Here is a 20,083-nt window from a genome sequence, read left to right as displayed (position 1 = left end):
GAAGCCCTTCCGCGATCGGACGGGCAGATCCCCGCATGCAACGAGGAAAATGGTCATGACCGATATCGGCAGTAGCCGCCCGGTTGCCCAAGCCTTCGAGCTCGTGCTCGACAAGGGCGAGAGTCGCGTCGCCGAGTTCGAGGTTCGTGCGCGATCGCCGCTGCAGAAGCTTCAGCATTTCCTGCACGCCAATCCGACAGCAGTGCCGGCGATCGTGCTGCTGCTCAGCGTTGCGGCGTTCGGCTTCACCGTCGGCTCGCGTTTTCTGTCGATGTTCAACCTCTCGCTGATCATCCAGCAGGTCACGATCATCGGTATCATCGGGGCGGCGCAGACGTTGATCGTGATCACCGCCGGCATCGATCTCTCGGTTGGGGCCATCATGGTGCTGTGCTCCGTCATCATGGGCAAGCTCGCGGTCACCATGGGACTGCCGGCTCCCATCGCGCTCGTTGTCGGCGTTGCCGCAGGTGCCGGCTGCGGCGTGATCAACGGTACGCTCGTGACCCGACTCAAGCTGCCGCCTTTCATCGTGACGCTCGGGACGTGGTCGATCTTCTTTGCGCTTAATCTTTGGTATTCGGCGTCCGAGACCATCCGTTCGCAGGAGGTCGCGAAAATCGCCCCGCTGCTGCAGGCCCTGGGAACGCCGGTCAACATTCTTGGCGCCCGCTTCACTTATGGCTCCTTCTTCATGCTCGGCCTCGTGGCGTTGATCTGGTTCGTGTTGAATCGCACCGCCTTCGGGCGCCATCTCTATGCGGTGGGCGACGATCCCGATGCGGCGCGGCTTTCCGGCATCCGGACCGACCGCATTCTCTTCAGTGTCTATGTGATCGCCGGCGTGATTTGCGCGCTTGGTGCCTGGGCATTGATCGGACGCATTGGCTCGATCAGCCCGCAGGCCGGCCAGACAGCCAATCTGGACAGCATCACTGCGGTGGTCGTCGGTGGCGCAAGTCTGTTCGGCGGGCGCGGTTCGATTATCGGCACGCTGATTGGCGCGCTGATCGTCGGCGTATTTCGCAACGGGCTCGCGTTGTCCGATGTCGACGTGCTCTGGCAGGAATTCGCCGTCGGCTGGCTGATCATCATCGCAGTGGCGCTTGATCAATGGATTCGCAAGGTGTCGGCATGAGCACAGGATCGAACGTTCCCGGTACAGCTCCGCTCCTTCAGGCACGTGGCCTCAACAAGCGCTATGGCCGCGTGACGGCGCTCGATCATGCCGACTTCGATCTCTATCAGGGCGAGATCTTGGCCGTGATCGGAGATAATGGCGCCGGAAAATCATCGCTGATCCGCGCGCTCTCGGGCGCGCTCGTTCCGGACTCGGGCGAGATCAAACTCGCCGGCAAGACAGTCGCATTTCGTTCGCCGCTCGACGCTCAGGCGGCCGGCATCGAGACGGTTTACCAGACGCTTGCTCTGTCGCCCAGCCTATCGATCGCCGACAATATGTTCCTCGGCCGCGAACTGCGCCGGGCCGGGCCGCTCGGAACGATCTGCCGCATGCTCGATCGCAAGGCCATGCAGCGCATCGCCCGCGAGAAGCTCACCGAGCTTGGCCTTATGACCGTGCAAAGTATCAATCAGCGGGTCGAAACCTTGTCGGGCGGTCAGCGCCAGGGTGTGGCGGTTGCGAGGGCCGCGGCCTTCGGCTCGCGCGTCGTCATCATGGACGAGCCGACTGCGGCGCTCGGCGTCAAGGAATCGCGTCGGGTGCTGGAACTGATCCTCGATGTGCGGCGGCGTGGCGTTTCGGTGGTCCTGATCAGCCACAACATGCCGCACGTGTTCGAGATAGCCGATCGCATCCATATTCATCGACTCGGCCGGCGGCTCACGGTGATCGATCCCAAGGCCTACACGATGTCGGATGCGGTTGCCTTCATGACCGGCGCGAAGGCACCGATTGAAGTTGCCGCGTGACTGCGCACCGGGGCTGGCTCACGGCTTCTCCCTCTATGTTTCAGATGTGAATTGCGTGGCCCAGCAACTTCAGAGCGGCCTCTTGAAGGGCCTCGCTTTGGGTCGGATGCGCGTGGACGGTGAGAGCGACGTCCTCGAGCCGCGCGCCCATTTCCAGCGCAAGGCTGAAGGCCGCAGAAAGCTCGGCGATACCGGCTCCGACGCCCTGGATGCCAAGCAGAACATGATTGTCCGCCCGCGCCACGGTCCGGATGAAGCCGTCCTCGCGCTCCAGCGTCAGTGCGCGGCCGTTGGCCTTGAACGGAAAGAGGTCCGTCTTAATGTCGAAGCTCTGACCGCTTGCCTCGCTCGGCGACAAGCCGACCGTGACGATCTCGGGATCGGTGAAGCAGATCGCCGGGATCGAAACCCTGTCCCAGGCGCGGTGACGGCCGGCGGCGATCTCTGCGACCATCTCGCCTTGCGCCATGGCGCGATGCGCCAGCATCGGCTCGCCCGTGACGTCGCCGATGGCGAAGACGCCGCGCATCGAAGAACAGCATCGGTCGTCAATCCGGATGAAAGATCCGTTCATGTCGAGATCGAGGGTCTCGAGGCCGAATCCTGATGTCACAGGCCTGCGGCCCACTGTCACCAGAATCTTGTCGGCATCGAGGGTCGTCTGCTGGCCGTCGGCGGTCTCGACCGCGAGCGCTGTGCCGTCCGAAACGAGAGCTTTCGCCTTCGCGCCTGTCAGAACGCCCACCCCGAGCGCGGCGAGGCGCCTTCCCACAGGCGCGCTCAGTTCGGCATCATATTGCGGCAGAATGCGTGGGGCGGCCTCGACGACCGTGACGGCCGCGCCCATCTTTGCAAACGCCGTGCCGAGCTCCAAACCGATATAGCCGCCGCCGACCACGATCAGCCTGTCCGGAATCTCGGTGAGCGCAAGGGCCTCGGTGGAGGAGATCACGCGACCTCCGAACGGCAGAGTCGGAATCGCAATCGGCTCAGACCCCGTCGCGATCACCACCGCTTCGGCATGAATCATCTGCGAGCCGGATTGCGTTCTGACCTCGATCGACTTGCCGTCGCGAAAGCGAGCGTGCCCGGCAATCAGCCTGACGCCGGCTTTCTTCAGCAGGCCAGCCACGCCGCCGTTCAAGCGCCTGACGATGCCGTCTTTCCAGGCGATGGTCTTGGCGAAGTCGAGCGACGGCCTTGCGGTCGAAATTCCGAGCGGGCTCTTGCCCCCGGCGGCAATCGCAATCGTTTCATACTCGCCGGCCGCGTGGATCAGGGCCTTCGAGGGAATGCAGCCGACATTGAGGCAGGTGCCACCCGGCCTTTCGGCTTCGATGACGATCGTATCGATGCCGAGCTGGCCGGCACGGATCGCGCAGGTGTAGCCGCCGGGGCCGGCGCCGATGACGAGGAGCTTGCAGGTGATCTCGGTCATCGCTTTTTCAATCAATGAAGATCATCGCCGGCGTCTCCAAAAGCAGCTTGATGCGCTGCACGAACTGAGCGGCATCAAAACCATCGATCACGCGATGATCGAAGCTGGACGACAGGTTCATCATCTGTCGCGGGACGAAAGCCGAACCGTCCCAGTGCGGCCGGATGGCGATCCGGTTGACGCCGACGATCGCGACCTCCGGGTGATTTATGATGGGAGTCGTCGCCAGCCCGCCGAGGGCACCGAGCGATGTGATGGTGATGGTTGAGCCGGTGAGTTCGTCGCGGGAGGCGCTGCCATTTCGGGCGGCTTCCGCGAGCCGCGCGACCTCACTGGCGCAATCCCAGAGATCGCGCGCTTCGGCGTGTCTGATGACGGGAACCACCAGACCGGTCGGGGTCTGTGTGGCGATCCCGATATGAACGCCGGCGTGCTGGTGCACGATCCCGGCCTCATCGTCGAAATGGGCATTGAGATGTGGCAGCTCGGCGATCGCGCGCACCATCGCGCGCATCAGAAACGGCAGCAATGTCACCTTCGGCTTGCCCGGCAGCTTGCGGTCGTTGATCTTCGCGCGCAAATCTTCCAGCGCAGTGACATCGACCTCCTCGACATAGGTGATATGCGGGATGCGCGCGTTCGCAATCGACATCTTCTCGGCGATCTTGCGCCGCAACCCGACGATCTTGATGTCGGTGACCGCAGTTTGCGCCAGATGCGACGTCGCTGGCGTTCCAGCGCGGCCGCGCAAGAGAAGAGCGTCGAGATCATCGTGAGTGATCCGTCCAGCCGGACCCGTGCCGTGAATCTGCCGCAGATCGACGCCTGCCTCCCGCGCCCGGAGTCGGACGGCCGGAGCGGCCAAAGGCCGTTCGACCGCTGGATGGAGTGGCGCAGCGGAGGGCTGCGACCTACGTGCATCGGGTGGCGCGCTCGCGGGCGCGCGCGGGGTGGTTGCACCGTGATCCGCCTTTTTGGCCAGAGCGCTTGCTGCCGGCGATGCCGGTTTTGCCGCCTCCGGCACCCGCTCGCTCGCGCCATCGACCTCCATCCGAACGAAGTCCGAGCCGATGGCGAGAAGGTCGCCTACATTGCCGGCGAGCCAGGTGACGCGTCCATCAGCCGGCGAGGGGATTTCGACGGTCGCCTTGTCGGTCATGACGGCGCCGAGCACGGCGTCCTCACGAACGACATCGCCGACCTTCACGTGCCATTCCACCAGTTCGGCTTCCGCAATGCCTTCGCCGACGTCGGGCAGCCTGACCACGCGCTCGGCCATCTCAGGCCTCCATCGTTTCGATCAGCGCGCGGCCAATGCGCGCCGGGCCAGGGAAGTAATCCCATTCCTGCGCGTGCGGGTAGGGCGTATCCCAGCCGGCGACGCGCAGGATGGGAGCTTCAAGATGATAGAAGCATCGCGTCTGGACCAGCGCGCAGAGCTCGGCCCCGAAGCCGGATGTGAGCGTTGCCTCATGCACGATCACGCAACGTCCGGTCTTCTTGACCGAGGCTTCGATGGTATCCAGATCGAGCGGCAGCAGTGAGCGAAGATCGATGATCTCGGCATCGATGCTGGTTTCGTTTGCGGCGGTCTCGGCGACATGAACCATCGTTCCGTAAGCGAGGACGGTGACGGCCTTGCCCTGCCTGCGGATCGCGGCGCTGCCGAGGGGAATTGCAAAGTGTCCGTCGTCGACTTCGCCGAGATCGTGCTTCGACCACGGCGTCACCGGCCGGTCATGGTGGCCATCGAACGGACCATTATAAAGACGCTTCGGCTCGAGAAAGATCACGGGATCGGGGTCCTCGATGGCCGAGATCAGCAGACCCTTGGCGTCGCGCGGGTTCGACGGCACCACGGTCTTGATACCGCAGACGTGGGTGAACAGCGCTTCCGGGCTCTGGCTGTGCGTTTGCCCGCCAAAGATGCCGCCGCCGGTCGGCATGCGAACCACAAGCGGGCAGGTGAACTGGCCGTTGGAGCGATAGCGCAGCCGTGCAGCCTCCGAGACGATCTGGTCGTAGGCAGGATACATGTAGTCGGCGAACTGAATCTCGACGCAGGGCTTCAATCCGTAGGCCGCCATGCCTACCGCGATGCCGACGATGCCGAGCTCGCTGATCGGGGTATCGAAGCAGCGGCTCGTTCCGTATTTCGCCTGCAGTCCCTGGCTGGCGCGAAACACGCCGCCGAAATAACCGACATCCTCGCCGAACACGACGACATTGTCGTCACGCGACATCATCACGTCCATGGCATCCCTGATGGCCTCGATCATGGTCCGGCGTGTCATGGTTCAGAGTCCGGCTTCCTGGCGCTGGCGGCGCAGATGCGGAGGCATCTCGGCGAATACGCCCTCGAACATGTCGCGTGCCGTAGGCCGCTGCTCGGAATGGAGCGTGCCGTAGCTTTCGGCCTCCTTCTGCGCCGAGATTACGGTGTCGAGGATCTCGGCCTCCGTCTGCTTGTGCCGCTCCTCCGACCAGGCACCGCGAACGATCAGATGGTTCTTCAGCCGGATCACGGGATCTCCCAGCGGCCACGCGTCGGACTCCGTCTTCGGCCGGTAGCCTGCCGGATCATCGGAAGTGGAGTGGGCGCCGACTCGGTAGGTGACGTGTTCGATCAGGGTCGGACCCAGATTGCGGCGTGCGCGCTCGCAAGCCCATTTCGCGACCGCATGGACTGCGAGGTAGTCGTTGCCGTCGACGCGCAGCGCCGGAATGCCGAAGCCGAGACCGCGCGCGGCGAACGTGCCGGAGCCACCGCGTGCGATCCCCTGGAAGGTCGAGATGGCCCATTGATTGTTGACGATGTTGAGCACGACCGGCGCGCGATAGGTCGAAGCGAACACCAGCGCGGCATGGAAGTCCGATTCTGCGGTTGCACCGTCGCCGATCCAGCCAACGGCGATCTTGGTGTCGTTCTTGATGGCGGACGCCATCGCCCAGCCGACTGCCTGGATGTACTGGGTGGCGAGATTGCCCGAGATCGAGAAGAAGCCGTGTTCCCTGGAGGAATACATCACGGGCAATTGGCGCCCCTTCAGGGGATCGTGCGTGTTGGAGTAGATCTGGCAGGCCATCTCGACCAGCGAGTAGCCTCCGGCGATCAAGAGCCCCGCCTGGCGATAGGTCGGAAAATTCATGTCGCCCGGAAGAAGCGCCTTGCGGAAGGCGCAGCTCACCGCCTCTTCGCCCATATGCTGCATATAGAACGAGGTCTTGCCTTGGCGCTGCGCCATTTGCATGCGCGCATCGAACGCACGCAGCGTCATCATGTGGCGCAGGCCCTCGAGCAATTCACTGTCCGAAAGCGCCCCGGCCCAGGGCCCCACCGCTTCGCTGTCGCGATTGAGCACACGGATGACGGAGAAGGCGAGATCGCGGATGGCCTCGGGATCGACGTCGACGCTGGGACGATCGACCTGGCCGGCGCGCGGGATGCGGATGTTCGAGAAATCGGGCGTGCCGCCCGGGCGCACTGCCGGCTCGGGCACGTGCAGCTTCAGTGGCGCAGGCGCGGGGGATGGAGCCACCTCGCGCCGCGGGCTCATGGTGTCATGTGTGAGGTCCGAGTCGGGCATTGGCTTTCACCTCTCACCTCGATCGCATCGATGCAGAACAACGCGCCGACGCGGCGAGCGATCCGGTCGACAGCGTCGCGATCATCGATGTCTATGGAAGCCGAGATGCGGCATTCGCTCGCGTCCGCCCGTGCGCTGACGGCCGCGAGCCGTAGTCCCGCGACACGCGTCTGGTCGAGCAGGCGGCCGAGTGCGGCGTGCATATCGCTGGTCTGGAGTTCGAGCAAAAACACCGCGTTGATCTCATCTTTTAGCAAACGATACTGCCAAACGTCAGGATTGTCGTTCCATTAATCTCGGTATACCATGGATAGGTAGGATGAAATTTCTCCGTATTGTTGGAAAATCCAGAAAGAAGTTCTCGGTATGGCGCCAGCCAGGCGTGCCACAAGGCCGGTCAAGGCACCGCGCAAGGATGCGCTTCGGCTCGACGAGATCGATCGCAAGATCCTGCGCGCCCTGCAGCAGGATGCACGCCTGACCACGGCGCAACTCGCCGAAAGAATCGGGCTCTCCACCACGCCGTGCTGGAACAGGCTGAAGCGTCTGGAAACGCAGGGCTACATCGATGGCTACGTTGCGCTGCTCAATCAGGACAAGCCGGCCTGCCCGAGACGGTCATCATAGAGCTGACGCTCGATCGCCACGATGAGGAGATGCTCGAGCGTTTCGGCCAATTGCTGACGAGCTTGCCGGAGGTGATCGAGGCCTATCTCACGACCGGCGACTACGACTACGTCGTGAAGGTCGCTGTCGAAAGCACCGCCGGCTACGAACGCTTTTTGCGCGAGAAGCTCTATCGCATTCCAGGCATTCGTCACAGCCGCTCATCGTTTGCGCTGCGCTGCCTGAAAAAGCTGACCTCGGTGCAGGTCTAGCCAAATGCGTCCCGTGTCACCGCAGTAATCCTGAACGGGGTGTCAGTCTTTCTCAATGATCGATGTGCCTCTTCCGGCCCTGGTGACGGGCGACGTCAGCACCGTTCCATTCTTCGTCGCCAATGCGCTAAAGGATACCGGTTACGACCAGACGATGGCGAACGGCTCCGGCGCCTCCAAAGCGATCGCAGACGGCGTCCGCTCTGCCATCGCAGCCGTGGTCGAAGGCGGCCATGGCCGAGCCTATATTTCGGACCTGCACGGCTGCTTCGCAAGGCGAAGCCGGCAGCCCAGGCCAGAGAATGAGCGTTGAGACAGGAAAGACTGAGCGAATGACAAAGACCGAGATCCGATTTCCCCTAGACGGCCGAACTCGCAAGATGTTCGTTGATGGCACGTGGGTGGAGGCGCGCTCGGGGAAAGTCTTCGAGACGCGCAACCCAGCAACGGGAGAAGTGATCGGCCGTGTCCCGCGTGGCGATGGCGGCGACATCGACATCGCCGTCACCGCTGCTCGCCGCGCCCTTGTCGGACCATGGAGCCGCTTCAAGCCGTTCGAGCGGCAGGCGCTGCTCCTGCGCATCGCCGATCTGTTTGAGAAACATTGGGAGGAGATCAGCCAGTCCGACACGGCGGACATGGGCATGCCGATCGTGAGGACGCGGGCGAACAAGCTCCGCGTGCTCGGCATGCTGAGATATTACGCCGGCATGGCGACCGCGATTCACGGACAGACGATTGACAATTCGCTTCCAGGCGACATCGTCTCGTTCACGCGGAAGGAGCCCGTCGGCGTGGTCGGCGCGATCATTCCCTGGAACGCGCCCACGGCGGCGTCGGTCTGGAAGATCGGACCTGCGCTGGCGACCGGCTGTACGATCGTGCTCAAGCCCTCCGAAGAGGCGCCGCTGACGCCGCTGCTGATCGCGGATTTGATGAACCAGGCAGGCGTGCCGCCCGGTGTCGTCAACGTCGTGACAGGGACCGGGCCTGAGGCCGGTGCGCCTCTGGCCGAACATCAAGGCGTCGACAAGATCGTCTTCACGGGCTCCACGGCAACCGGGCAGGCCATCATTCGTGCCTCTGCCGGCAATCTCAAGCGGGTGTCGCTCGAGCTTGGCGGAAAGTCACCCGTCATCGTCTGCGCCGATGCCGACCTCGACAAGGCCGTTCCGATTGCCGCGATGGCGGCATTCGCAAACTCAGGCCAGATCTGCATCGCCGGCTCGCGGCTGTTCGTCGAGCGGGCCATTCACGACGAACTGGTCGAACGGCTGGGCAAGTTTGCCTCGGCCCTGAAAATTGGCGATGGCGCCGACCCCTCGACGGACATCGGCCCCCTGGTTTCCGAGCGGCAACTCGACAAGGTTGAAGGCTTCCTGCGCAGCGGACGCGACGAGGGCGCGAAGGTCGTGGCCGGTGGCAGGCGGTTGAAGGAAGGAAACCTCGCCAAGGGCAACTTCGTCGAGCCGACAGTGTTCGCCGGCGTCTCCGACACCATGCAGATCGCCCGTGACGAAATCTTTGGTCCTGTCATCTCCGCGCTGCCGTTCGACACGCTCGATGAAGCCGTGGAACGGGCCAATGCGACGCCATATGGGCTTGCGGCCGGTGTGTTCACGCGCGACGTGAGCAAGGCCCACATCGTCTCGCGCAGCCTGCGCGCAGGCTCGGTCTGGGTGAACACCTACCACGCCATCGATCCTGCATTGCCCTTCGGCGGCTACAAGATGAGCGGATATGGCCGTGAGGGCGGCACTGAACAGCTCGACGAGTACCTGAACACGAAGGGGGTCTGGATCAAGCTGGACTGACCCGATCGTTCTGTCTCCCGCTGTGCCCACCGTCTGGCTGCTGACGTCGACAACGGGTTTCCCTCGCATTTCCCGACTCTCAGTCTCTTGAATCGGGTCGCTCGGACGTTGCAGCTTGAAAAGCGCGTCAGCGGGACGCCCTGAGCGTTACGCATCCTGTGGCGTGGCTGCGACCGCGGCGCGTCGCCGTGCCGGCAGGAAAATTCCCGCAATCGCGCCGGCCAGCGACAGCGTTGCGGCAACGCGCATCGCCGCGGCAAATCCGCTGTCGAAATGCGCGGCCGAGTAGGCCCCGCCGTGGGCCGAGAAGCTGGCCACCAGCGCGGCGATGCCGAACATGCCGCCGAGGAAGCGGCCCATGTTGAAGACGCCGGACGCCTTGCCCATCTCGGCCACCGCGACCGAGCTCAGGATGGCGTTTTGCGCTGAAGGCATCGCCATCGAGACGCCGACGCCGGCCAGGACCAGCGGCGCCACCAGAGCGGAGTAGGCCACGGCGGGACTAGCGATCTCCGCGATCCAGCCAAGGCCGATCGCCTGCATCAGCAATCCCGTCACCACCAGCGGCCGCTCGCCGAACCTGTTGACGACCGCGCCTGCGATCGGTGCGGTGACGAACAGCGTCGCCGTCCAGGGCAGCAGGCGAAGTCCGGCGCCGAAGGCGTCGAAGCCAAGCGTGGTCTGCAGGAACTGCGGCAGCAGAAACAGGACGCCGTACATCGCGGCGTAGAACAGCACGCTCGCCGAGATGCCGGCAGCGAGGGCGCGCGAGGCAAACAGCCGCATCGGCACCATCGGCGCGGCCGCGCGCAATTCCCAGAGCACGAAGCCGGCCGCGAACACCAGGCCTGACAGCAGCGTGCCCATCACCTCGGCGCTTGCCCACCCCACGGCATTGCCGCGGAGCAGGCTCCAGACCAGCGCGAGCGCCGCAAGCGCCACGAGCGATAGGCCGGGGATGTCCAGCGCGGCGGCTGGTCCAAAGCTTTCGCGTAGCCGCGCCAACACCAGGGCGATCGCAATCAGGCCGATCGGCAGGTTGATCCAGAACACCCAGCGCCAGCCGAAATGTGCGGTGATGAAGCCACCGATGGCCGGGCCGACAATCAGTGCGCAGCCGGTGATGCTGCTGAAAATGCCGAGCGCGCGGGCACGCTCCTCGCGGCCGAACGTGCCGCTCAGGATCACCATCGCCACCGGCATGACCAGCGCGGCGCCGGCGCCCTGCAGCGCGCGGGCGGCGATCAGAGCGGTGGCGGTGCCTGCCAGTGCACAAGCCACTGACGCCACCACGAACAGGGCGATGCCGCTCGCGAACATGCGGCGTCGACCGAAGCGATCGCCGAGCGCGGCGCCGGTCAGGAGCAGCACGGCGAAGATCAGGTTGAAGGCGTTCACGGTCCATTGCAGCGTCTCGACCGCGCTGCCGAAATCGGCGCGGATGGCCGCGAACGCCGTCGTGATGATCATGGCGTCCAGAGCCATCATGAAGGATGCCAGCGCGGTGACGCCAAGCACCCAGTTCTTCTCGGCGCGATTGATCGGGGTCTGCATCGCCCTCTCTCCGTGTCTCGCGCCGCCCTGTCGCGGCGCGTTCTGCGGGCTAGACGTGGCCGCCGGGGGAAAGGGTGCGTCCCGAAATAATCTTTTGCGGACCGAATCCTTGAGCGGTCGTCAAACGTCCTGGGGGTGACGCGGCATCGGCTTTCCGGGAAGGTATTGCTACTGTGGACGGTGGCGCGACGAGCAACCAGGTGAATAGCTGAGGAGCGCGCGATGCGAAGGACGTTGATCAGATACAAGGCCAAGCCGGAGCTGGCCGATCGGAACGCCGAGCTGGTCTCGGCCGTATTTGCGGAATTGAAGGCGGTCAGCCCCGATGGCGTGCGCTATCTCACGCTGCGGCTGGAGGACGACACCTTCATCCATCTCGTCGAGGCCGCGGCCGAGGACGGATCGAGCCCGATCCCGAAACTCAAGGCGTTTCAGGCGTTCCAGGACGGCATCCGGGACCGCTGCGCGGAGCCGCCGCTGGTTCGTGATGTGAGGATCGTCGGCAATTATCGTATGCTGGACCAGTCCTGACCAGGCGAGGCGGAGGAGCAATGGCGCCAGACCCGCAGGCTACCGTCGATATCGAGGCCCTGCTGGCGCGGATGCGGCCGAAGCTGCATCGCTACTGCGCCCGCATGGTCGGCTCGGTCATCGACGGGGAGGATGTGCTGCAGGATGCGCTGATCAAGGCGATGGACGCGCTGCCATCCGTCTCGCCCGTCGTCAATCCGCAAGGTTGGCTGTTCCGCATCGCGCACAACACCGCGCTGGATTTCCTGCGTCGCCGCAACCGGCTGGCGGCGCTGCATTCGGCTGAGGAGGTGGACATGATCGCCGGCCAGCTTGACGATGTCGAAAGCCGCCAGATCGCCGCGACCAGCCTGCGCACTTTCATGCGGCTGCCGGTGGCGCAGCGCTCCTCCGTGATTCTGATGGACGTGCTCGGCTGCTCGCTTGCCGAAGTCTGCGACATCATGGATTTCAGCATGCCCGCGGTGAAGGCCGCCCTGCATCGCGGGCGCACGCAGCTGCGTGAGTTCGCCGAGGAACCTGACGATGTGCCGCAGCCCAGCCTGTCGGAGGCCGACCGGACGCGGCTCAACGCCTATGTCAGCCATTTCAATGCCCGGGATTTCGACGCGATCCGCGCCATGATCGCCGACGACGTCAGGCTCGAGCTCGTCAACCGCACCCGGCTGAAAGGCAAGGCCGAGGTGTCGCGCTATTTCGGCAATTATTCGAAGGTCAGCGATTGGCACCTAGAGGCGGGACAGGTCGAGGGACGTCCGGCGATCCTGGTGTTCGATCCGAATGAGCCAAACGGGCGGCCCAAATATTTCGTGCTGCTGAACTGGTCCGCCGACAAGCTCGCCACCATCAGGGATTTTCGTCACGCGGCGTATGTCATCGATGGTGCGGAGTGCGTGGTGGATCGAGGGTGAACTCGCCTTCCAGCCTTCTTCAGACAGCCCTGCAGAACAGCACGGTCTCCTCGGGGTAGATCGTAAAATGATCCAGCCACATCTTGTAGCCAAGGTTCAGGGAATTGATGAAGAGGGGAAGTTCGACCCAGTCATTGGGCTTGTGATAGACGCAAATCGCCAGCGTCGGCTTGAACCGATCGAGCGTGCGCACGGCGCCCTTGAGCGCGGAAAGCTCGGCGCCCTCGATGTCCATTTTGATGAAATCGACACGCGGCAGATTTCTGTCGCGAACCACATCGTCGATGCAGATGGTTCTGATTTCGGTCGCGCCGTGGGAGAGGGGGCGCTCGGAAACCTGGCTCCCCGGACCATTGTTCAGCATATAGAGGATCTTGTCGGATGACTCCCATACTGGTCTCTCGATGATCTCGATATTTGACTGATATCTGGGATTCAGTTCGAGGTTCTGACGCAGGATATCGAGATTGTCAGGTATGAATTCAAACCCGATGACCTTCCCCGTGGATCCCACTTTCGATGCAAAATACAGGCTCGTATCGCCGTAGCAACTTCCGGCCTCGATGACGACGTCCCCGGTCTTTGCTGCGATCGCCGGCTTGACCCCGCTGTACTCGTACTGCGTTTTCAGGAAGGTGGCGTCAATCCCGATGGGAGCGGAAAACAGGTTGAGATCGTAGCCGATCTCCTTCAGATCGAAGTGAGTCAGCTCAAAGTTCATATTCCTGATTTTTTTAGCAGGCAGGCGGTTTGTTTGCAGGCTCCGCGCCAGGCTCCGTTCCTGCCAGTATTTTGGTGAATTTCGGAAGATCTTGACGAGGTCGTGCCCGATCACGCGTTGAAGGTACAACTCCAGCAGGACGTCCCTGGAATAGTCGTCCTGCAGCAACTGATAGGTATCCAGCAAGACCAGAGGCAGCGTCTTCGAGTTCTTCAATCGCGCGATGGCCTCGAGCCTGCTCTGATGCTTTTGGAGATCGGGGCCCAGCGTTCGCCTGGGCTCGGGCCCATAACGATCCGCCTCGTGGTTCTGTTCAAGATCTCTCGTGGCAATCTCGTACAATTTGGCCTGCAAGTGAGACAGGAATGAAATTGCGACCTCTGGAGACATTTGAACGTTTGAAGACATGTGAATGGCTGAACCTCTCTTGACCCGGCGGTCGGCAGAATCCGGCAGTGCACCGGTTCTGATCCGTCGAACCGGTGAACGCGACCGGAGGCGTTGAGCGCATTGGCACCGCAAGTTTGCGCTCTCGTGCCGTCAGTTCGCGTTCAGCCGTGCTTGCGGGGTCCACCGGGCGCGGCCGGTGCGCCCGGTTGAGAGAGTTTCCGGTGCGATGCTGGTGCGAAGCTGGCGCCCTCGTCCGCCAAGGCGCGGGGGCGGGCCGTCGCTGATTCGGGAGCGCTTTAGCGCAGTCCGGCCAGTATCCGCCGGCACGCGTCGACGAAAACCCGCGCGCCGGTGACGATGTCGGCATCGGCGGTGTCTTCGGTCCAGTGATGGCTGATGCCCCCGATCGACGGGACGAACAGCATGCCGGCCGGCATGACGGTCGCCAGCATCTGCGCATCGTGGCCGGCGCCGCTCGGCATGCGCAGCGATCGGCCCCCGGCAAGCGCCTTGCTCGCGGCCTCGATCGCATCCTGAATGCCGGCGTTCATCATGGCGGGGGCGCCGGTGCGGATTTTCTCCACGCTGACGATGCAGGGGCCCTTGGCTGTCGCCCCATCCGCCATGGTCTTCAGCAACTGCTCCAGCCGCGCGATGACGGAGGGATCGTCGTCGCGGATCTGGAACAGCATCTCTGCACCGCCGGGAATGATGCTCGGCGCGCCCGGATCGAGCGTGATACGGCCGGTGGTCCACACCGTGCGCGGCCCGCACGCGGCCGGAAAGCGCTCGTCGATCGCCACGCAGAATTTTGCCAGCGCGAGCCCTGCGTCTTTTCGCACAGCCATGCGTGTGGTGCCGGCGTGGTTCTGCTCGCCGGTGAAAGTGATGCGATATTGCCAGATGCCGACGATGGAGGTGACGACGCCGATCGCGAGCTTGCCGCTCTCGAGCGTGTCGCCCTGCTCGATATGTGCTTCGAGATAGCCGACGTGCCGCCCTGGTTCGGCGGTCATACGCGGACGTCCGGCCAGCCCCATGTCGGCCAGCGCACCGCGCATGGTGCGGCCGCTGGTGCGGTCGCGCGCCGCGTCGATCTCGGCCTCGCTGACCTGACCGACATAAGAGCGCGAGCCGAGGAAGCTGCCAAAATGGCCCTCTTCATCGCACCATGCGGCCACTTCGACCGCGCCTTTCACGGAAGCATTGGAATTGAGCACGCGCGCCGCTTCGAGCGCGTAGACGACACCGAGCGGCCCATCGAGCCAGCCGGCATAGTTCTGGCTTTCCAGGTGCGATCCGGCGAGCAGCTTCGGTCCGGGTTTTGCGCTGGTGCTGACGATGTTGCCGATACCATCGATCCCGCCGGTGAGACCGGCCTCGGGCAGCTTCCGCACCAGCCAGTCCAGCGACTGCTTGTGCGGCTCGGAGAAGGTCGGCTTGTGCACGCCGGTCTTGTAGGCGCCCAGCGCACGCAGCGCATTGAGATCGGCGAGGACGCGCTGACCGTCGGCGTGCAGATTGATGTCAGGCATGTTCGGCAACCTTCAGCGCCTCGGTGCGGATTTCCTCGACCAGCCGTTCCTTGAGCTGGACGAATTCCGGCGTGGTCTTGATCTTGTAGGAGCGCGGATGCGGCAGGTCCACGCCGATCTCGGCCTTGATGCGGCCGGGACGGGCGCTCATGACGATGACGCGGCTGCCGAGGAAGATCGCTTCCTCGATGTCGTGGGTGACGAACAGCACGGTCTTCTGGTCGCGTTCCCAGATGCCGAGCAGCATTTCCTGCATCAGGGCGCGGGTCTGGTTATCAAGCGCGCCGAAGGGCTCGTCGAGCAGCAGGATTTTTGGATCGTTGGCAAGCGCGCGCGCGATCGCCGTGCGCTGCTGCATGCCGCCGGAGAGCTGCTTGGGCCAGTGGTTCTCGAAGCCTGATAGCCCCACCCGGCGGATGAAGGCGTCGGCGACCTTGTTGCGCTCCCCTTCCGGCACGGCTCGTTCGCGCAGGCCGAAGGCGATGTTCTCGCGCACGGTGAGCCAGGGAAACAGCGTGTAGGACTGGAACACCATGCCGCGATCCGCGCCGGGGCCGGTGACTTCGCGGCCGTCGAGCGTAACGCGCCCGCTGGTCGGACGGTCGAGGCCGGCGACGATGCGCAGCAGCGTGGACTTGCCGCAGCCGGAAGGGCCGAGGATGGTGACGAAGTCGTTGTTGCCGATGGTGAGGTCGGTCGGCTCCAGCGCGCGGGTCGGCGCATTGCCGTGGCGCGCCGGGAAGGTGCGCGAGACCTGCTCGACCTTGAGGATCGTCATGCCAGCCTCCACGGAAACAGCCAGGCGTTGAACGCCTTGAACATGAAGTCCGAGAGCAGGCCGATCAGGCCGATCACGATGATGCCGAAGATGATCTGGCCGGTGTTGAGCAGCGCTTGGCTGTCGGTGATCATGTGACCGATGCCGGAGGACGAGCCGATCAGCTCGGCGACAATGACGTAGGTCCAGGCCCAGCCCAGCACCAGCCGCAGGATCTCGGCGATTTCAGGGGCGGAGGAGGGCAACAGCACGCGGCGGATGATGCCGCGGTCGCCGGCGCCGAGCGTATAGGCGGCTTCCACCAGATCGCGCCGCGTCGCGCCGACGGTGACGGCGACCATCAGGATGACCTGGAACACCGAGCCGATGAAGATGACGAGCAGCTTCTGCAACTCGCCGATGCCGGCCCACAGGATGAGGAGCGGAATGAAGGCCGAGGCGGGCAGATAGCGCGCAAAGGAGACGAACGGCTCGAGGAACGCCTCAATCGGCTTGTAGGCGCCCATCAGCACACCGAGCGGCACCGCGATGATCGCAGCCAGCGCGAAGCCGCCGACGACGCGCCAGATCGTCATGCCGATGTCGAACACAAAGCCCTGCTTGACCAGCAGGTCGTAGCCTTCCTGCACCATGGTCAGCGGATTGGCAAGAAACGTCTTCGATACATGGCCGCCGAAGGTTGCCCAGGACCAGAGGGCGACGAACAGCACGAAGAAAGCGAGGCCATAGGCCACGCGCTGCTTCGATGTCACGGAATCCAGAGGACGCATCGATAGTTGATCCGAATGGTCGAGCCGGTCCCGCGTCTCCGCGGAACCGGCAATCGGGAAAGTCTTACTTGATGAAGCTCGGGTCGAAGAGGTCCTCGACCTTCGGCGCCGACTTGATGATGCCGATCTCGAGCAGAAGGTCGGCGGCATCCTTGTTGAAGGCGAGGAAGTCGCCGGCGAAGAATTTCTGGTTCGCGGCCTTGTCCTGCCAGCGCAGATATTTTGCCGAGTTGCCGAACTGCTCGCCGGTCTGTTTCACGTCGGCGCCCATGATCTCATAGGACTTGGCCTGGTCCTTGGCGATCATCTCGAGCGATTCGAAATAGCTGTCGGCCAGCGCCTGCGCCGCCTTTGGGTTCTCGCTGAGGAATTTCGGCGTGCAGCCGAACGTGTCCATCACGATCGGATAGTCCAAGGTGGTTGCGATGATCTTGCCCTTGTCCGGCGCGGCGCGCACCGTCGACAGATAAGGCTCATAGGTCATCGCGGCATCGTTCTGGCCGGAGACGAAGGCCTGCGCGGCGGCGGCAGGCTCGAGGTTCACGACGGTGACGTCCTTCACCGTCAGACCGTTCTTCTTCAGCATCCAGGCCAGCGCGAAGAAGGGCGAGGTGCCCGGTGCCGAAGCTGCGACCGTCTTGCCCTTGAGCTCCTTGATCGTCGCGATGTCGTTGCGTACGGCCATGCCGTCGGCGCCATAGCTCTTGTCGAGCTGGAAGATCTGCTTGGTCGCAACGCCGCTGGCGTTCCAGGAGATCCAGGTTTCGACCGTGGTTGCCGCGCACTGCACGTCGCCGGAGGCGATGGCGAGGTGGCGGTCCTTCTGCGGGATCTTCTTGATGGTGACGTCGAGGCCGTTTTTCTTGAAGATGCCGGCTTCCTTCGCCAGCGTCAGCGGCGCAAAGCCGGTCCATCCGGAGATACCGATGCCGACTTTGACGTCGTCGGCGAACGCGGGCACGGCGGCCGCGAGAGCAATGATTGTCGCAAAAACTGTCGAACTACGCATGATTGTCGTCCTCTTGCCCAGATGGTTTGACGTCCTGTTGATCTCTGTCGAAGCGTTGCACGATTTGTGCCGACATCGTTGGCTCAACCTCCCTTGAATCGCGCGACAAGGCGGTGAGAGTCACCGGGATAGAGCAGGCGCACTGCGGTGATCGTGCGCGCGTTGCGCCAGGTAAAGCGGTCGATCACGAGGCAGGGCGCGCCGACCGCGATGTCGAGCGCCTCGGCCGTGCGATCGTTGGCAACGATGGCGCTGATCGTATGTTCGGCCTCCGTCCAGGGAACATGATGCAGCAGCCACGAGCCGGGCGGCTCGCGCGAGAAATCTGCGGTCGCGGCAGATGGCACAGATAACAGATCGATCAGCCTGTCCTCGACGGCGAACGGAACGTTGTCGGCGCTGTGACGGCAGGAGATCGCGACCACCTTGCCGGCTTTCTTGACGCCGAGTCGTTCGCGGTCGGCAGCGGTCGCCGCGCGCAGCTTGCGGCCGATCAGCTCGTAGCCGTAAGTGCGCCCCAGCGCGGTGATCTCGGCGCGGATGTCTGCGATCTTCAGAACGGCCGACTGTTGCTGTGGCCGACGCACAAAGGAGCCGGCGCGGCGCCGCCGCTCGATCAGATCAGCCTGCGCCAGTTCCGACAGCGCCTTGCTGACAGTCATGCGCGAGCAGCCGTAGCGCGCCACCAGCTCGTGCTCGAACGGAATGCGATGGCCGGGCGGCCATTCGCCGGTCAGGATGCGCTTTTCGATATCGGCGCGAATGCGCTTGTAGAGCGTCGGCTTGTCGGATGCGTCGGTGGCGAGGCTCATGCGACGAGCCTCCGCACCGCGGCGTTGAACCGTTCGCGCGCAGTCTGGCGCAATTTGTGTCGTCCGCCTTCGACGACCTTGTTGCCGCCGGCCCAGACGCAATCGATCGCACCGTTACCGCTCGCAAAGATCCAGCCGTCGATGGTCGCATCGCCGCCGCGTCCCGCCAGCGACGGATGTGCGGCGTCGAGCGTAACGATGTCGGCGCGAGCGCCGGGTGCGAGGCCTGCAACCGGCTGCGCCAGCGCCTGCGCGCCGCCCGCAAGGGCGTCGTCGAACAGCGTCCGGCCGGTCGAGCGGCCGGCGCCGCCCGAAAGCACGTTGCGCGCGCGATGCTTGAGCCGCTGGCCGTATTCGAGCTGACGCAGCTCGTCAGCAACGCCGACCAGCACGTTGGAATCGGTGCCGACGCCGAACGAACCACCGGCGTCGAGAAATTCTCGCGCCGGAAAGATGCCGTCGCCGAGGCTCGCTTCGGTCACCGGGCAGAGGCCCGCGACCGCGCCGGTCCCGGCAAATGCGCTGATCTCCTGTTCTGTCATGTGCGTCGCGTGAATGAGGCACCAGCGACGGTCGACCGGTGCGTGCTCCAGCAGCCATTGCACCGGACGCCGTCCGGACCAGGCCAGGCAATCCTCGACCTCTTTCACCTGCTCGGCGGCGTGAATGTGCACCGGGCCGGCTTCGGCAAGCGTGATGATCGCGGAGAGCTCATCCGGCGCCACCGCGCGCAGGCTGTGTGGCGCGATGCCGATATTGGCGCCTGGCAATTTGCTGATCGCCTTGCGTGATGCAGCCATCAGCTTGGCGAACTGATCGACCGAGTTGATGAAGCGGCGCTGGCCGTCGTGCGGCGCCGCGCCGCCGAACGAGCCGTGCGCATAAAAACTCGGCAGCAGCGTCAGGCCAATGCCTGAGGCACCGGCGGCCTCTGCAATGCGCGCCGCCATTTCGGCGGGATCGGCGTAGTGCGAGCCGTCGCGATCGTGATGCAGATAATGGAATTCGCCGACGCGGGTAAACCCCTGCTCCAGCATCTCAACATAAAGCAGCGTGGCGACGGCGGCGACGTCGTCAGGCGTCATCGCCAGCGCGAAACGATACATCGTCTCGCGCCAGGTCCAGAACGTGTCGGTGGAATCGCCGCGCAGCTCCGCGAGTCCCGCCATGCCGCGTTGAAACGCGTGGCTGTGCAGGCTCGCCAGCCCCGGAAGCGCGATGGCATGGCGCTCGTCGCCCGCGGCAGGCGCCACATCGGGTGTCACCGCCGCGATCGCGCCGGCGGTGACCACCACCTGCACGTCATTGGCCCAGCCCGAGGGCAGGAGCGCGGAGGCGAAATGCAGTCGTGTCATGATTGATTACACGCCGGCTGGACAGAACCGCCTTACGATTATATGTCTAGACATATAAGTCAAGCATC

Annotated in this window: 21 protein-coding genes; 8 read left to right on the top strand and 13 right to left on the bottom strand. The window is 64.0% G+C overall.

The features are described 5' to 3' along the window. Positions 1-55 precede the first annotated feature (55 nt). Positions 56-1,138, top strand: a complete 1,083-nt coding sequence (locus HYH07_RS03320; RefSeq protein WP_220001112.1) for an ABC transporter permease — start codon at positions 56-58, stop codon at positions 1,136-1,138. Continuing rightward, complete coding sequence (locus tag HYH07_RS03315; RefSeq protein ID WP_220001111.1) at positions 1,114-1,932, top strand: ATP-binding cassette domain-containing protein; 819 nt, start codon at positions 1,114-1,116, stop codon at positions 1,930-1,932. Before HYH07_RS03320 ends, HYH07_RS03315 begins: the two co-directional genes overlap by 25 nt. A 40-nt stretch (positions 1,933-1,972) precedes the next feature. Here HYH07_RS03315 and lpdA read toward each other — a convergent pair whose 3' ends face one another. From lpdA to HYH07_RS03290, 5 genes are read right to left on the bottom strand one after another with little or no spacing between them, the layout of a single operon-like run. Beyond that, positions 1,973-3,370 (bottom strand): dihydrolipoyl dehydrogenase, encoded by a 1,398-nt coding sequence (gene lpdA, locus HYH07_RS03310; protein WP_220001110.1) that lies wholly within the window; start codon positions 3,368-3,370, stop codon positions 1,973-1,975. Positions 3,371-3,377: 7 nt separating this feature from the next. After that, a complete protein-coding gene (locus HYH07_RS03305) occupies positions 3,378-4,649 on the bottom strand; it encodes a dihydrolipoamide acetyltransferase family protein (protein ID WP_220001109.1) in 1,272 nt (423 codons plus the stop codon). A gap of 1 nt (position 4,650) precedes the next feature. Next, a complete protein-coding gene (locus HYH07_RS03300; protein WP_220001108.1) occupies positions 4,651-5,664 on the bottom strand; it encodes an alpha-ketoacid dehydrogenase subunit beta in 1,014 nt (337 codons plus the stop codon). A 3-nt stretch (positions 5,665-5,667) separates the two neighbouring features. Beyond that, complete coding sequence (locus HYH07_RS03295) at positions 5,668-6,927, bottom strand: 3-methyl-2-oxobutanoate dehydrogenase (2-methylpropanoyl-transferring) subunit alpha (RefSeq protein ID WP_220001215.1); 1,260 nt, start codon at positions 6,925-6,927, stop codon at positions 5,668-5,670. Continuing rightward, the gene (locus HYH07_RS03290; protein WP_220001107.1) at positions 6,924-7,184 is read right to left on the bottom strand and encodes a hypothetical protein; all 261 of its coding nucleotides are present in this window, start codon (positions 7,182-7,184) and stop codon (positions 6,924-6,926) included. Before HYH07_RS03290 ends, HYH07_RS03295 begins: the two co-directional genes overlap by 4 nt. 139 nt (positions 7,185-7,323) lie before the next feature. On the opposite strand from HYH07_RS03290, the gene HYH07_RS36705 reads away from it, so the two are divergent. Genes HYH07_RS36705 through HYH07_RS03275 form a run of 4 tightly spaced genes read left to right on the top strand, consistent with a single transcriptional unit; the run spans position 7,324 to position 9,649 of the window. Further along, positions 7,324-7,584: a winged helix-turn-helix transcriptional regulator gene (locus HYH07_RS36705; protein ID WP_312016628.1), complete on the top strand. Its 261-nt coding sequence runs from the start codon at positions 7,324-7,326 to the stop codon at positions 7,582-7,584. A gap of 29 nt (positions 7,585-7,613) precedes the next feature. Continuing rightward, positions 7,614-7,835 carry an Lrp/AsnC ligand binding domain-containing protein gene (locus tag HYH07_RS36700; RefSeq protein WP_312016627.1) on the top strand — a complete coding sequence of 74 codons (222 nt, stop codon included), beginning with the start codon at positions 7,614-7,616 and terminating at the stop codon, positions 7,833-7,835. A gap of 55 nt (positions 7,836-7,890) precedes the next feature. Then, a complete protein-coding gene (locus HYH07_RS03280; RefSeq protein ID WP_220001106.1) occupies positions 7,891-8,148 on the top strand; it encodes a hypothetical protein in 258 nt (85 codons plus the stop codon). A gap of 19 nt (positions 8,149-8,167) precedes the next feature. Next, the gene (locus HYH07_RS03275) at positions 8,168-9,649 is read left to right on the top strand and encodes an aldehyde dehydrogenase (protein ID WP_220001105.1); all 1,482 of its coding nucleotides are present in this window, start codon (positions 8,168-8,170) and stop codon (positions 9,647-9,649) included. Between the two features lie 147 nt (positions 9,650-9,796). Here HYH07_RS03275 and HYH07_RS03270 read toward each other — a convergent pair whose 3' ends face one another. Then, complete coding sequence (locus HYH07_RS03270; RefSeq protein WP_220001104.1) at positions 9,797-11,203, bottom strand: DHA2 family efflux MFS transporter permease subunit; 1,407 nt, start codon at positions 11,201-11,203, stop codon at positions 9,797-9,799. Positions 11,204-11,425: 222 nt separating this feature from the next. Between HYH07_RS03270 and HYH07_RS03265 the strand changes: the two genes are divergently transcribed. Further along, positions 11,426-11,734 carry a hypothetical protein gene (locus HYH07_RS03265; RefSeq protein ID WP_220001103.1) on the top strand — a complete coding sequence of 103 codons (309 nt, stop codon included), beginning with the start codon at positions 11,426-11,428 and terminating at the stop codon, positions 11,732-11,734. A gap of 20 nt (positions 11,735-11,754) precedes the next feature. Continuing rightward, the gene (locus HYH07_RS03260; RefSeq protein ID WP_220001102.1) at positions 11,755-12,645 is read left to right on the top strand and encodes a sigma-70 family RNA polymerase sigma factor; all 891 of its coding nucleotides are present in this window, start codon (positions 11,755-11,757) and stop codon (positions 12,643-12,645) included. Between the two features lie 19 nt (positions 12,646-12,664). Here HYH07_RS03260 and HYH07_RS03255 read toward each other — a convergent pair whose 3' ends face one another. The 7 genes from HYH07_RS03255 to HYH07_RS03225 all read right to left on the bottom strand — a co-directional run bounded on the left by HYH07_RS03255 (position 12,665) and on the right by HYH07_RS03225 (position 20,015). Next, positions 12,665-13,708 carry an FkbM family methyltransferase gene (locus tag HYH07_RS03255; protein WP_220001101.1) on the bottom strand — a complete coding sequence of 348 codons (1,044 nt, stop codon included), beginning with the start codon at positions 13,706-13,708 and terminating at the stop codon, positions 12,665-12,667. Between the two features lie 344 nt (positions 13,709-14,052). Beyond that, entirely contained in the window at positions 14,053-15,291 is a 1,239-nt protein-coding gene (locus HYH07_RS03250) for a Zn-dependent hydrolase (RefSeq protein WP_220001100.1), read from the bottom strand. Then, positions 15,284-16,069: an ABC transporter ATP-binding protein gene (locus HYH07_RS03245; protein WP_220001099.1), complete on the bottom strand. Its 786-nt coding sequence runs from the start codon at positions 16,067-16,069 to the stop codon at positions 15,284-15,286. The genes HYH07_RS03250 and HYH07_RS03245 overlap by 8 nt, the downstream gene beginning before the upstream one ends. Continuing rightward, entirely contained in the window at positions 16,066-16,839 is a 774-nt protein-coding gene (locus HYH07_RS03240) for an ABC transporter permease (protein ID WP_220001098.1), read from the bottom strand. Before HYH07_RS03240 ends, HYH07_RS03245 begins: the two co-directional genes overlap by 4 nt. A 64-nt stretch (positions 16,840-16,903) precedes the next feature. Further along, positions 16,904-17,848 (bottom strand): ABC transporter substrate-binding protein, encoded by a 945-nt coding sequence (locus tag HYH07_RS03235; RefSeq protein ID WP_220001097.1) that lies wholly within the window; start codon positions 17,846-17,848, stop codon positions 16,904-16,906. A gap of 83 nt (positions 17,849-17,931) precedes the next feature. After that, complete coding sequence (gene hutC, locus HYH07_RS03230; protein WP_220001096.1) at positions 17,932-18,660, bottom strand: histidine utilization repressor; 729 nt, start codon at positions 18,658-18,660, stop codon at positions 17,932-17,934. Beyond that, on the bottom strand, positions 18,657-20,015 hold the full coding sequence (locus tag HYH07_RS03225; RefSeq protein ID WP_220001095.1) for a formimidoylglutamate deiminase: 1,359 nt from the start codon (positions 20,013-20,015) through the stop codon (positions 18,657-18,659). Before HYH07_RS03225 ends, hutC begins: the two co-directional genes overlap by 4 nt. Positions 20,016-20,083: the final 68 nt, after the last annotated feature.

This window comes from Bradyrhizobium sp. BR 10261, assembly GCF_019455395.1.
Classification (GTDB): Bacteria; Pseudomonadota; Alphaproteobacteria; order Rhizobiales; family Xanthobacteraceae; genus Bradyrhizobium; species Bradyrhizobium manausense.
The sequence above is the reverse complement of the archived record's forward strand: the minus strand, read 5'-3'. Positions and strand labels throughout refer to the sequence as shown.

Excerpts from the sequence above, each read along its gene's own strand:
- HYH07_RS03225 (WP_220001095.1), bottom strand. The coding sequence starts at position 20,015 with ATGACACGACTGCATTTCGCCTCCGCGCTCCTGCCCTCGGGCTGGGCC.
- HYH07_RS36700 (WP_312016627.1), top strand. The coding sequence starts at position 7,614 with ATGCTCGAGCGTTTCGGCCAATTGCTGACGAGCTTGCCGGAGGTGATC.
- HYH07_RS03320 (WP_220001112.1), top strand. The coding sequence starts at position 56 with ATGACCGATATCGGCAGTAGCCGCCCGGTTGCCCAAGCCTTCGAGCTC.
- HYH07_RS36705 (WP_312016628.1), top strand. The coding sequence starts at position 7,324 with ATGGCGCCAGCCAGGCGTGCCACAAGGCCGGTCAAGGCACCGCGCAAG.
- hutC (WP_220001096.1), bottom strand. The coding sequence starts at position 18,660 with ATGAGCCTCGCCACCGACGCATCCGACAAGCCGACGCTCTACAAGCGC.
- HYH07_RS03250 (WP_220001100.1), bottom strand. The coding sequence starts at position 15,291 with ATGCCTGACATCAATCTGCACGCCGACGGTCAGCGCGTCCTCGCCGAT.
- HYH07_RS03235 (WP_220001097.1), bottom strand. The coding sequence starts at position 17,848 with ATGCGTAGTTCGACAGTTTTTGCGACAATCATTGCTCTCGCGGCCGCC.
- HYH07_RS03315 (WP_220001111.1), top strand. The coding sequence starts at position 1,114 with ATGGATTCGCAAGGTGTCGGCATGAGCACAGGATCGAACGTTCCCGGT.
- HYH07_RS03300 (WP_220001108.1), bottom strand. The coding sequence starts at position 5,664 with ATGACACGCCGGACCATGATCGAGGCCATCAGGGATGCCATGGACGTG.
- HYH07_RS03280 (WP_220001106.1), top strand. The coding sequence starts at position 7,891 with ATGATCGATGTGCCTCTTCCGGCCCTGGTGACGGGCGACGTCAGCACC.
- HYH07_RS03305 (WP_220001109.1), bottom strand. The coding sequence starts at position 4,649 with ATGGCCGAGCGCGTGGTCAGGCTGCCCGACGTCGGCGAAGGCATTGCG.
- HYH07_RS03270 (WP_220001104.1), bottom strand. The coding sequence starts at position 11,203 with ATGCAGACCCCGATCAATCGCGCCGAGAAGAACTGGGTGCTTGGCGTC.
- HYH07_RS03275 (WP_220001105.1), top strand. The coding sequence starts at position 8,168 with ATGACAAAGACCGAGATCCGATTTCCCCTAGACGGCCGAACTCGCAAG.
- HYH07_RS03245 (WP_220001099.1), bottom strand. The coding sequence starts at position 16,069 with ATGACGATCCTCAAGGTCGAGCAGGTCTCGCGCACCTTCCCGGCGCGC.
- HYH07_RS03260 (WP_220001102.1), top strand. The coding sequence starts at position 11,755 with ATGGCGCCAGACCCGCAGGCTACCGTCGATATCGAGGCCCTGCTGGCG.
- HYH07_RS03265 (WP_220001103.1), top strand. The coding sequence starts at position 11,426 with ATGCGAAGGACGTTGATCAGATACAAGGCCAAGCCGGAGCTGGCCGAT.
- HYH07_RS03295 (WP_220001215.1), bottom strand. The coding sequence starts at position 6,927 with ATGAGCCCGCGGCGCGAGGTGGCTCCATCCCCCGCGCCTGCGCCACTG.
- HYH07_RS03240 (WP_220001098.1), bottom strand. The coding sequence starts at position 16,839 with ATGCGTCCTCTGGATTCCGTGACATCGAAGCAGCGCGTGGCCTATGGC.
- lpdA (WP_220001110.1), bottom strand. The coding sequence starts at position 3,370 with ATGACCGAGATCACCTGCAAGCTCCTCGTCATCGGCGCCGGCCCCGGC.